The 12,475-nt window shown below is 41.5% G+C and carries 7 protein-coding genes; 4 read left to right on the forward strand and 3 right to left on the reverse strand.

Going from position 1 to position 12,475, the window contains the following annotated elements:
• Window positions 1-20: 20 nt before the first annotated feature.
• Window positions 21-2,147: a glycoside hydrolase family 97 protein gene (locus ACNOGP_RS04370; RefSeq protein WP_418214166.1), complete on the forward strand. Its 2,127-nt coding sequence runs from the start codon at window positions 21-23 to the stop codon at window positions 2,145-2,147.
• A gap of 368 nt (window positions 2,148-2,515) precedes the next feature.
• Window positions 2,516-4,171: an IS1182 family transposase gene (locus ACNOGP_RS04375; protein ID WP_418212848.1), complete on the forward strand. Its 1,656-nt coding sequence runs from the start codon at window positions 2,516-2,518 to the stop codon at window positions 4,169-4,171.
• Window positions 4,172-4,858: 687 nt separating this feature from the next.
• On the opposite strand, the gene ACNOGP_RS04380 is transcribed toward ACNOGP_RS04375, so the two are convergent.
• Complete coding sequence (locus ACNOGP_RS04380; RefSeq protein ID WP_418214167.1) at window positions 4,859-6,610, reverse strand: AAA family ATPase; 1,752 nt, start codon at window positions 6,608-6,610, stop codon at window positions 4,859-4,861.
• A 129-nt stretch (window positions 6,611-6,739) separates the two neighbouring features.
• Between ACNOGP_RS04380 and ACNOGP_RS04385 the strand changes: the two genes are divergently transcribed.
• Together ACNOGP_RS04385 and mutS are read left to right on the forward strand one after the other, a co-directional pair.
• The gene (locus ACNOGP_RS04385) at window positions 6,740-7,621 is read left to right on the forward strand and encodes a DMT family transporter (RefSeq protein WP_195475524.1); all 882 of its coding nucleotides are present in this window, start codon (window positions 6,740-6,742) and stop codon (window positions 7,619-7,621) included.
• A gap of 351 nt (window positions 7,622-7,972) precedes the next feature.
• Window positions 7,973-10,561 carry a DNA mismatch repair protein MutS gene (gene mutS / locus ACNOGP_RS04390; RefSeq protein WP_032848043.1) on the forward strand — a complete coding sequence of 863 codons (2,589 nt, stop codon included), beginning with the start codon at window positions 7,973-7,975 and terminating at the stop codon, window positions 10,559-10,561.
• Between the two features lie 136 nt (window positions 10,562-10,697).
• On the opposite strand, the gene lgt is transcribed toward mutS, so the two are convergent.
• Together lgt and ACNOGP_RS04400 are read right to left on the reverse strand one after the other, a co-directional pair.
• Complete coding sequence (gene lgt, locus ACNOGP_RS04395) at window positions 10,698-11,531, reverse strand: prolipoprotein diacylglyceryl transferase (protein WP_195630790.1); 834 nt, start codon at window positions 11,529-11,531, stop codon at window positions 10,698-10,700.
• A 27-nt stretch (window positions 11,532-11,558) separates the two neighbouring features.
• On the reverse strand, window positions 11,559-12,470 hold the full coding sequence (locus ACNOGP_RS04400; protein WP_418214168.1) for a ketopantoate reductase family protein: 912 nt from the start codon (window positions 12,468-12,470) through the stop codon (window positions 11,559-11,561).
• Window positions 12,471-12,475: the final 5 nt, after the last annotated feature.

The following is a 12,475-nucleotide window of genomic DNA, read 5'->3' on the forward strand; positions in this document are numbered from 1 at the left end:
TTGTATTATTTTGATATTGTATGATAACTCAATTATGTAAATTTTTAAGTTTGGTATTTTGTTTGGCATGTGCAACCTCGGCTTTTGCTAAACAGCTATTCTCATCGCCTGATGGCAATTTGAAAATGGACTTTTTTTTATCTTCTGAAGGACGTCCGACTTATGTGTTGTATTATAAGGGGAAAACTGTTATTAAGCCGAGTGGACTTGGATTTGTGCTAAAAAACTCAGACCCATTGCTTGAGAAGTTTAAAATAACTACTGTAACCAATGATTCATTAAATGAAACGTGGCAACCTGTATGGGGAGAAGAGTCGGTCATACGTAATCATTACAATGAAGTGCTAGTGGCTCTCAAACAAGCAGATACCAATCGTCGAATGTCTATACGTTTTAGGCTTTTTAATGATGGACTTGGTTTTCGATATGAGTTCCCACAACAGCGCGAATTAAGTTATTTTGTCATCACAGATGAGTGTACGGAGTTTGCTATGTCGGGTGATATGACAGCCTATTGGATTCCAGGAGATTATGATACACAAGAATATGATTACACACGTAGTCGGCTTTCGGAAATACGTGGATTAATGGAAAAATCGATTTCTAACAACCTGTCACAGACGTCTTTCTCACCTACTGGGGTACAAACTTCATTAATGTTAAAGACTGATGATGGCTTATATATTAATCTTCATGAAGCCGCTTTGGTCAATTACCCGGCTATGCACCTCAATCTTGACGATAGGAATTTTGTATTTAAATCATGGCTTACACCCGATGTCAATGGAGAGATGGCATATATGCAAAGTGATTGTTGTACACCTTGGCGCACCATCATTGTTTCTGATGATGCCCGTGATATTCTTTCATCCCGTATCACCCTCAATCTTAATGAACCATGTAAACTTAAAGACACTTCGTGGATATTGCCTACCAAATATATTGGTGTCTGGTGGGAGATGATTACTGGAAAAAGCGATTGGAGCTATACATGGGATTTTCCTAATATTCATCTTGGAAAAACAGATTATGACCATGCCAAGCCTCATGGGCGTCATGGGGCTACTACAAAGAAAGTGAAGCAATATATAGATTTCGCTGCAAAACATGGTTTTGATGCTGTGTTGGTTGAGGGATGGAATATTGGTTGGGAGGATTGGTTTGGTAATTTTAAGGAGGATGTATTTGATTTTATTACTCCTTATCCTGATTTTAATTTACCTGAAATACGGGATTATGCTAAGTCCAAAGGTGTGAAGATGATTATGCATCACGAAACATCTGGTGCTGTACGCAATTATGAACGTCGTATGGATCAGGCATATCAATTTATGGTGAATAATGGATATAAGGCTGTTAAAAGTGGTTATGTAGGTGATATAATACCCAAAGGTGAGCACCATTATACTCAGCGAATGGTCAATCATTATCAATATGCTGTTGAAAAGGCTGCTGATTACAAGATTATGGTGAATGCTCATGAGGCAGTGCGCCCTACTGGTCTTTGTCGGACATGGCCTAACCTTATAAGCAATGAGTCTGCACGTGGATCTGAATATCAGGCTTTTGGGGGCAGTAAGCCGAGCCATACAACAATACTCCCATTTACCCGTCTTATCGGTGGTCCGATGGATTATACTCCAGGTCTGTTTGAAAATGATATAACAAAATATAATCCTGATAAAAAGTCGTGGGTAAATACTACACTTACCAACCAGCTTTCGTTATATGTTACAATGTCGAGTCCACTTCAGATGGCTGCCGATCTTCCGGAAACTTATGAGAAATATCTTGATGCTTTTCAGTTTATTAAAGACGTAGCGCTTGATTGGGATAAAAGTTATTACCTTGAAGCTGAACCAATGGAATATGTGACTGTAGCTCGATGTGCAAAGAACACTAATAATTGGTTTGTAGGTGGTACGAACGGTGAGATTCCTCGTGTTGCAACAATCGATTTCTCATTTCTTCCCGCAGGACAAAAGTACATTGCTACGATTTATCGTGATGGCAAGGAAGCCCATTATCGTAATAATCCTACAGATTATGTGATTGAGACAAAGACTGTCACCAATAAAACAAAGTTGAAAATTAATGCTGCGTCTGGTGGCGGTTTTGCTATTTCACTTGTATCGAAAGTTTCTTAGAACTTGCCTGTCTACTTCTCTGAGTTTTATAATGCTAACTTTTTGAGACTTATGAAGAATTGTAGTAAATTATAAAGAATATAGGTGCTTGATAACTGTGTATAAAAAGAAATTTATTTTCAAATTACTTCTTTTTGTTATTGACTTTCTCATTTTTATTCTTATATTTGGGGAAATAAAAATGGAAATAGAGAATATGATTATATAATTTCAATAGGTGGGATGTGCAAAATGCACAACAAAGGATAACGAATGAAGGTGTGTCAAAATGCACACCTTCTTTTTTTATGGACAAAGCCCCGACTTTCACAAGCTGGGGCTTTGTTATTACCTAAAGATTTTGTATCTTTAAGCATACAAATTTAACTATGTCAAAGATACATTATCGTCCTTACATTCCCAATCAAACAGTGCTATTTCCTCAAAGAATTGATGAGGATATTGCAGAAAACGATCCGGTGCGCATGGTTGACGCTCTGGTTGAAAGTTTGAATCTTGAAAGTTTCAGGAAGTTATATAAAGAATGCGGTCGCAGCCCTTACCATCCCAAGATGATGCTCAAGGTCATTCTGTATGCCTACATGAACAACATCTACTCCTGCCGGAAAATAGAGAAGCTCCTTCATCGTGACATTCATTATATCTGGCTGGCCGGGTATGAGAAACCGGATTTCATTACCATCAACCGTTTCCGCAACCGGGTGAAGAAGGAAATCAACGAGGTTTTTACCCAAACCGTACTTCTGCTCTCTTGCAAGGGCTTCATCAGTCTGAATGTGGAATACATTGACGGAACAAAGATTGAGTCCAAGTCCAACAAGTACACTTTCGTCTGGAGAAAAACGGTTGAGCGGAACCGTGAACGCCTAATGAAGAAGATACACGTTCTGTTAGGGCAGATAGACGATGTCATCGCCCAGGAGAAATCATCGGAAAGTAATGAGGAAGTTGAATTCACTCCGGCTATGCTGACCGAAATGGCGAGAGAGTTGCGTCATGCACTTGAACAGGTTCCGGAGTCTTCCACCAAAGAGGAAAAGACTGAGCTGAAAAAGAAACGCAAACAACTGAAGGAGTTGGAAGAACACAGAGATAAACTGCAGGAATACGACAACCATCTGGACACTCTGCAGAACCGGAACTCCTATTCCAAAACAGACAAGGACGCTACTTTTATGAGAATGAAGGAAGATGCCATGCGCAATGGTCAGACGAAGCCCGGTTACAATCTTCAGATCGGTACCGAGAACCAGTTCATTACTGATTTTGCACTCTTCCCGAACCCTACGGATACACTGACCATGATACCTTTCCTAAAATCCTTTTCAGACAGATATGACAGGACAGCGCATACGGTGGTTGCCGATTCAGGCTATGGTTCTGAGGAAAACTACCGCTTCATGTCAGAAAACGGCATGGAAGCCTACGTCAAATACAACTACTTCCATATGGAACAGCGGCCGAGATTCAAACCGGATCCGTTCAAGGCGGAAAACTTCTACTACAATGAAGAACATGACTATTGTATCTGCCCCATGGGACAAAGGATGCAGAGGATAGGAACCGGACATCAGAAAACGGCATCCGGATATGTAAGTGAAAATGCCAGGTACAGAGCTATCAGGTGTGAAGGCTGTCCGCTAAGATGCCGATGTTTTAAAGCAAAAGGAAACAGGACGATAGAACTGAATCACAGGCTCAGAAGATACAAGCAAAAAGCCAAAGAGCTGCTCTGTTCAGAGGAAGGGCTGAAACATAGAGAACAAAGATGTATAGAACCGGAAGCTGTGTTCGGACAAATAAAATACAATATGAACTACAAACGTTTCCGTCATTTTGGAAAGGATAAGGTTTTCATGGACTTTTGCTTCTTTGCCATTGCCTTCAATATAAAAAAGATGTGTGCGAAAATGAAAGAAGAAGGTATAAACTGGCTGATTAAACTGTTTCATGAGCTTACAGCTGCTCTATTTGGATGCTGGGAACACATAAACCGAAGTAATAGTCAAAATATCGCTGCTTAAAGAAGACTAACTGATTTTTATAGCTAACGAAAAAAAAGAAGGTGCATCGTGCATTACGACACACCCCCATTTTTGTTGATTGAATCAGATAGGGATATTCATAATTTGAAATGCATTGCTTAAGTAGCTTTAGCCGATTTTCATCTAACGTAATTTCATACTTTCTCCCTTTTACAGAATTGAATGTGAGTATACTATCTTTATACCTCAAATACCATATATCTGGTGTGGTATACATAGACATAAGCTATCTTGTCTGATAACGAACGGTTGTTTATGTGTGAATTGGTATATAATAATCTGTTATTCAATAGTATATCCGTATGATTGAATAAGCATAATAACCGTTCCACTAGAGTGCAATGAACCGTTCACTAGAGTGAACAGATCTCTCTACTGGAGTGCACTGTTCTGCTTACTTTAGTGGAACGATTATTATGTAGGTAAGATTATCTGTAAATGATAGGCGTTTATACTAAAGATATAAGTACATTGGTACATCAATAACCGTTCGGTGAGAATGGATAGCAATATTTATTGAGTTGTATAAGGCTATTTGAAGGGAGAAAATATGAGAGATGAGTATTGGGGGACAACCTTGCGCATAACTTCCATACAGGATAATCATACGCACGTTCGAAAGATTCTTTTGCATGATACGCTTGCAATGCAAGTTCCCTTTTTGTATTAAACCTCTTCGCATATCGGCATATCCATTCCTTTGTATACAACTACGATTTTATGAAGCTGTGTAGTGCCGACTGCTCTCTTCACCGTATCGGTGTCAGCATAGCGATTGGCTTGAGCAATAGCTTCCAGCCGCAGTTCTTCCACGCGGCTTTCGGGGTCTTTATACTTGGCATATTTCAGTTCCACAATGTAACTGTGCTTCATGTCGGAATAGATATCTAGTAGCGGACAAAGGAAAATATCGACATAGCCTGCCTGTGTGTCCTGTTCGGAAATGGGACGGTAGAAACGGTTTTGTGCTGTCATGGCAAGTGTGAAGCCATGGACAAAAAATTCGCCTTTCTGCTTGTCGCGCTGGGAAGTGTAGCGTTTCAGGCAGTTGGCAATATAGTCGAAGTAAGCTTTCCAAGAGCCATCGTAGGCAAGGGCACTGGCAAGTTCGTTCTTCTCGTAACTACTGAAATTAAGTTCGGCTTCGTTATAGGTACTTAGCAGATAGGTGTAGATTTGTTCGCGGACTACCTGATTGGGGATGGTGAGTTTGGTTTTTCCTTTATACGTGCCGCTAATGGTGAGCATACCGAAATAGTAAAGCAGACTCACAAAGTTGTCAGGATTAGTGATATTGATGGTAGGAAAACCTTTTTTCAGTTCTCCGGTGACGTAGCCTTCGCTCACCAATGTTTGTATGATGGAGGCATCATGGGCAAACTCTTTGTCCTTCCGAATGAGCATACGTAATTTTTCGTAGTCGATACGGATATTGTCTTCTACCATATCCCGGGGGGCTTTGCCTCGTTGAATATAATTCTTGACGAAGTAGAGTACCATGTTGGAGTTGTACATAGTGGTTTCACCGTAACATTCTTCTGCAAAGCAGTAGTTGTCATACCAAGGTTTCATTATTTCTATCAGTTCGTCTACACTGTGATTGAATGGACTGGTGGTGGAATAATAGGTAAGCATTTGGCGGACTTCTTCTTCCGTGAAACCTATCATCTCGTTAAATTCCGGTGTGAGCGAGTAGTTGGTTCCGATGTTGAAACCGCTTGTGAGGTCGTCCATTGTCACGGGACTTACGCCGGTAATGAAACAACGTTCGATGCTGGAATAGGTTCCGGCTTTAATTTTATTGAAGAAGGCACGCAGATAACCTTCGCCATGCGTTTCGTCCGTATAACGGTGCAGGCTCTCTATATCAGAGAGAATGGCATTGGTGAAATGGTCGTATTCGTCAATAAAGAGGTAAATACGTTGGTTGGTCTTATTACATTCTGTGAACAGGTATTCAAATTGTTCGACAGCTCCTTCTTTCTTGTCGAGTTCTTCCTTGATGCCTTTGGGGAGATAGTCGGCATAAATATCGCAGAAGTAGTCGAACATTGTTTGGCAATGCGCGTCCAGCCCTTTGCGATAGTTGTGCAGTTCGCCTACTATTCCGGAGAAGTTGAGGTATAGTACCAGATAGCTGTTCCGATCGCGCGTAGGGTGCTTTCCGATGTAAAGGTCGCCAAACAGCGCTTCGAATTTATCCTTGGCAAGTATATCATAATAGTGCTGCAACATATTTACTGTGAGACTTTTGCCGAAACGGCGCGGGCGAATAAAGAAGAAAAACTTGTCCGCCTCTTCTATCATGGGTATAAACCGGGTTTTGTCTACATAATAACAGTCGTCGCGGCGGATTACTGCAAAGTTCATCATGCCATAGGGGATACGTTTTCTGTCCGGTGCTGTATATTTTTCCATAACTTATTCCTTATTTTAGGAGCTTTCTTTGAACATAAACAAAGGTACGGGCTTTTTGTTACTTCTCCAAACAAACATTCCATAACTTCTCGCTATCTTTGCACTCTATTAAAAAACATTACCATCACTATGGAATTGAAGCATGGGTATTATCATTTGATTGCAATATTGACTGTATCAATTTGGGGATTGACTTTTATAGCGACCAAAGTATTGATTGGTTATGGGCTGACTCCGCAGGAAATCTTTTTCTATCGCTTTTTGATTGCTTACGCAGGTATTTGGATAATTTCTCCCAAGCGTTTGTTTGCCAATCGTTGGAAAGATGAATTTTGGCTGATGGCAGGTGGTATCTTTGGCGGGTCACTTTATTTCTTTACTGAAAATACGGCATTAGGAATCACGCAGGCTTCCAATGTGTCTTTCCTTATCTGCACGGCTCCTTTGTTGACGACTATTCTTTCTTTACTCTTCTATAAAAGTGAAAAAGCTACGAAAGGGCTGATTGGCGGCTCACTATTAGCTTTGGCAGGAGTAGGATTAGTGGTCTTTAATGGGAGTGTAATACTGAAAATCTCTCCTGTAGGTGATTTGCTTACTTTACTTGCCGCTCTTTCGTGGGCATTTTATAGCTTGATTATACGGAAAATGACGGGGCGTTACCCCACTGTATTTATCACCCGCAAGATATTTTTTTATGGAGTATTGACCATACTTCCCGCCTTTCTTCTTCATCCGTTACAACCGGATCTTGATATACTTTTACAACCGATTGTATTATCCAATCTTTTGTTTCTAGCTGTTCTGGCTTCCTTGATATGTTATGTCCTCTGGAATGTGGTCTTAAAACAGTTGGGAACTGTTAGAGCTTCCAATTATATCTATCTCAATCCGTTGGTGACAATGGTAGCTTCCATGATGATTTTGCAGGAACAAATCACTCTGTTTGCATTAATAGGTGCAGGCTGTATTGTCTGTGGGGTGTATTTGGCGGAAAGAAAAGGGCGTTAATGAGCCGTACGGACATAAAAAAAGGGTCAACGCCTTGACCCAACCTTTGTTAACCTTAAATCTAATACTATGAAAAACACATTGCAAAGGTACGGACTTCTGTGATATTAGCAAATTATCCAAGAAAAATAGTATGTTTTATAACACGTTTTAATAATATCTTCCTGCTTGTTAAGAAAAACATCCTCTCTTTTTAAAAGTATGCAACACTTATTTTGAAAATTGAAACGGGGGATACCGTTGATTCTCTGCCGGAAAACCGTTATCTTTGCAAAGATATTGCAATTGTTTACCCTAAATAAAAAAGAAAAGGAGAGAACCGTGAACGAAGAAGAGATCGTCCTTACCCCGATGATGAAACAGTTTCTGGATTTGAAGGCACAACATCCGGATGCAGTGATGCTGTTTCGTTGCGGCGACTTTTATGAAACATATTCCACAGATGCCATTGTTGCCTCCGAGATTCTGGGAATCACATTGACAAAACGTGCAAACGGAAAAGGTAAAACCATTGAGATGGCGGGTTTTCCCCATCATGCTCTCGATACGTATCTTCCTAAACTGGTTCGTGCCGGAAAGCGGGTCGCTATCTGTGATCAGTTGGAAGATCCGAAAATGACGAAAAAGTTGGTGAAGCGAGGTATAACTGAATTGGTGACTCCCGGCGTTTCTATCAATGATAATGTACTGAATTATAAAGAGAACAACTTTCTGGCTGCCGTTCATTTCGGCAAGGCTTCCTGTGGGGTTGCCTTTCTTGATATTTCTACCGGTGAATTCCTAACTGCAGAGGGACCTTTTGATTATGTAGATAAACTGTTGAATAACTTCGGTCCGAAAGAGATTCTTTTTGAAAGGGGCAAGCGGCTGATGTTTGAGGGTAATTTTGGCAGTAAGTTCTTCACATTCGAGCTGGATGATTGGGTATTTACGGAAACAACGGCCCGCGAAAAACTTCTGAAACATTTTGAAACGAAGAACCTGAAAGGGTTCGGAGTGGAGCATCTGAAGAACGGTATCATTGCTTCCGGTGCTATCCTGCAATATCTGACGATGACGCAACATACGCAAATCGGGCATATTACTTCATTGTCTCGTATTGAAGAAGATAAATATGTCCGCCTGGATAAGTTTACGGTGCGTAGTCTGGAGCTGATCGGCAATATGAATGATGGCGGAAGCAGTCTGCTCAATGTGATTGACAGAACGATCAGCCCGATGGGAGCACGTCTGCTGAAACGTTGGATGGTCTTCCCGTTGAAGGATAAGAAACCGATTGATGAACGATTGAATGTGGTGGAATATTTTTTTCGCCAACCGGATTTTAAAGCTGTCATCGAAGAACAGTTACATCTGATAGGAGACTTGGAACGTATTATTTCCAAAGTGGCTGTAGGGCGTGTGTCACCGCGCGAAGTTGTTCAACTGAAAGTGGCATTGCAGGCCATCGAACCCATTAAACTGGCATGTATTCAAGCGGATAATGCAAGTCTGAATCAGATAGGGGAACAGTTGAATCTTTGTGTCACTATTCGTGACCGGATTGCCAAAGAGATAAAGAATGATCCGCCATTGGCTGTCAATAAAGGTGGGGTGATTCAAGACGGTGTGAATGCGGACTTGGATGAATTGCGCCGGATTTCGTATTCGGGGAAGGATTATTTGCTCCAGATACAACAGCGTGAAAGTGAGCTGACGGGTATTCCAAGCTTGAAAGTGGCTTATAATAATGTATTCGGATATTATATCGAGGTTCGTAATGTCCATAAAGATAAAGTTCCGGCAGAATGGATTCGTAAACAGACATTGGTTAATGCGGAGCGTTATATCACACAGGAGCTGAAGGAATATGAGGAAAAGATTCTGGGGGCGGAAGATAAGATTCTGGTTTTGGAGACGCGGCTATATACGGATCTGGTGCAGGCATTGATGGAGTTTATTCCTCAGATACAGATTAACGCGAATCAGATAGCCCGCTTGGACTGTCTGTTGTCATTTGCTAATGTAGCTCGGGAGAATCATTATATTCGTCCTATTATTGAAGATAGTGATGTCTTGGATATCCGTCAGGGACGTCACCCCGTGATTGAGAAACAGCTCCCTATCGGTGAGAAGTATATTGCGAATGATGTAATGCTGGACAGTACTACTCAGCAGATTATTATTATCACAGGTCCTAATATGGCCGGTAAGTCCGCTCTTTTGCGTCAGACGGCGTTGATTACTCTCCTTGCACAGATCGGTTCGTTCGTTCCTGCGGAAAGTGCTCATATCGGATTGGTGGATAAGATATTTACCCGTGTGGGGGCAAGCGATAATATTTCTGTCGGTGAGTCTACCTTTATGGTGGAGATGAATGAAGCGGCGGATATCTTGAATAATGTTTCTTCCCGAAGTCTTGTGTTGTTTGATGAATTAGGGCGCGGTACTTCTACATACGATGGTATTTCTATCGCTTGGGCGATTGTGGAATATATCCATGAACACCCGAAGGCGAAAGCGCGCACATTATTTGCCACTCACTATCATGAGTTGAATGAAATGGAGAAATCTTTCAATCGTATCAAGAATTATAATGTATCGGTGAAAGAGGTGGATAATAAGGTCATCTTCCTTCGTAAACTGGAGCGCGGTGGTAGTGAGCATTCTTTCGGTATTCATGTAGCGAAGATGGCAGGTATGCCGAAGAGCATTGTGAAGCGTGCAAATGAGATCTTGAAACAGCTTGAATCTGATAATCGCCAACAGGGTATCTCCGGTAAGCCATTGGCAGAGGTGAGCGAGAATCGTGGAGGGATGCAGTTGAGTTTCTTTCAGTTGGATGATCCTATCCTTTGCCAGATTCGTGATGAAATATTGAATTTGGATGTAAACAATCTCACTCCGATCGAGGCACTGAATAAGTTGAATGATATCAAGAAGATAGTCAGAGGGAAATAAGCAATCGATTGATAATGTAAAAAGACGTGTTAAAACGCAGATTAACGCAAATTATTACAGATTATTAAAGCATATACATATGGTTATAAAACAAACACATATTTGTGATAATTTGCGTTAATCCTGCGTTTTAACATCAAGCTACTTTCTTCTTTTTATCATAGAAGAACATGAAATAAACGCCTATTATGACAAATGGAATACTTAGCCATTGTCCCATATTAAACATCATTTGGTCCTCGAACGCTTCCTGGTTCTCTTTCAGGAACTCGATGAAGAAGCGGAAGGTGAAGATATACGTCAGGCAGAGTCCGAAGAAGAATCCGCGATGCAGTTTCTTGCTGTAATTCTTATACAGATAAATCATGATGAAGAACAGGATGAGGTAGGCGATGGCCTCATAAAGCTGTCCCGGATGACGGGGTTGCATATCTACACGTTCAAAAACGAATGCCCAAGGTACATCGGTCGGTTTACCGATGATTTCAGAGTTCATCAAGTTGGCAAGGCGGATGAAACAGGCTGTGATCGGTGTAGCTACGGCAATCATATCCAATACATCCATATAGTGGAGTTTTGTCTTACGGCAATACAGCCATAGTGCCACTATCAGTCCCAATGTGCCTCCGTGGCTGGCCAGCCCTTCGTATCCGGTAAATTTCCAGTTTCCATCCGGCATAAACTTGATGGGGAGAATCATTTCCCAAAAATGGGACAGATAGTATCCCGGATCATAGAATAAACAGTGTCCCAGACGGGCACCGATAAGAATACCAAAGAAACAGTAAAAGAAAAGCGGATCAAACTTCTTCTCTTCTATCTTCTTATCCCGATACTGGTAGTGAACAATAACGTATGCAAAGAATATTCCTACTGCCCACAATAATCCGTAATAACGGATAGAAATGCCGAACAGGTTGAATAGTTCGGGATTGGGATTCCAGTTGATGGATAATAGCATGGCATTCATGTTATATAGTTATTAATGGGTTAATGATTAGTGTTTGGTAAATTTTTCCGCAACCATTCGGTACGTCGGTATGTCGATACCTTGTTCTTCTGCCGCTGTGATCATATCGAAAAGCAGTCCTTGTATTTCGGATTCGTGTCCGCGTGCCAGGTCTTTTTGCATGGAAGCAGTGCTTTCGGAATCAAGTTTATCAATGACTTTCAGATTGTAAGCAACGGGATCTTCCGGAAATTCAACGCCCAGTTTCTTTCCTAAAGCAGCGCTTTCTGTAGAAAGCCCGATAAAGGTGTCCCGCACTTTTCCCGGTTTCTGAACCTCACCCATCGGGACATCGTAGTAAGCGCCCGTTACAGCCATTGCAGAGATGAACGACCACTTAATGAATGTATCCCGATTGATATCGGACGACAAATCTACTTTGATACCCGCTTCTTGCAAATCCTGTTGGATGGCTTCCAATAAGCCGGGTTTTACAGTTGTTCCACGATGGGCGCCATATACCAGCCGGAATATTTTTCCCATTTGGGTGATCTCTCCTGTGCCGGATACGAAGCCTACAATGTAGATACAACCATCCAGAACCTTAACTTCCGGAACAAGTTTCTGTATGCGCGGCCCTGTACCGTACACATTCAGTATAGGAATGACAACCGTATCTTTGTGGGCGGCTCTTTTAATGAGTTCTACGATGGAATCGACCGAATAGCCCTTTACGCATACGAATATCACATCTGCTTTTCCATCGAACTCTTCTGCGGTGGTTGCCGGAATATGGAGTGTATGTTCTCCTTTAAGATCCGACTTCAGTTTCAGTCCGTTCGTCTGTATTGCCTGTAAATGGGCTCCACGTGCAATACAAGTAACATCCTTGCCTGCCAATGACAAGAATCCTGCAATACTGCCGCCTACCCCTCCGGTTCCTGCAATGAGATATTTCATTTTAA

It is taken from the genome of Bacteroides difficilis (genome assembly GCF_048319815.1).
Lineage (GTDB): Bacteria > Bacteroidota > Bacteroidia > Bacteroidales > Bacteroidaceae > Bacteroides > Bacteroides zhangwenhongii.

Coding starts and splice junctions, on each gene's coding strand:
- ACNOGP_RS04370 (WP_418214166.1), top strand. CDS start 21: ATGATAACTCAATTATGTAAATTTTTAAGTTTGGTATTTTGTTTGGCA.
- ACNOGP_RS04375 (WP_418212848.1), top strand. CDS start 2,516: ATGTCAAAGATACATTATCGTCCTTACATTCCCAATCAAACAGTGCTA.
- ACNOGP_RS04380 (WP_418214167.1), bottom strand. CDS start 6,610: ATGGAAAAATATACAGCACCGGACAGAAAACGTATCCCCTATGGCATG.
- ACNOGP_RS04385 (WP_195475524.1), top strand. CDS start 6,740: ATGGAATTGAAGCATGGGTATTATCATTTGATTGCAATATTGACTGTA.
- mutS (WP_032848043.1), top strand. CDS start 7,973: ATGATGAAACAGTTTCTGGATTTGAAGGCACAACATCCGGATGCAGTG.
- lgt (WP_195630790.1), bottom strand. CDS start 11,531: ATGAATGCCATGCTATTATCCATCAACTGGAATCCCAATCCCGAACTA.
- ACNOGP_RS04400 (WP_418214168.1), bottom strand. CDS start 12,470: ATGAAATATCTCATTGCAGGAACCGGAGGGGTAGGCGGCAGTATTGCA.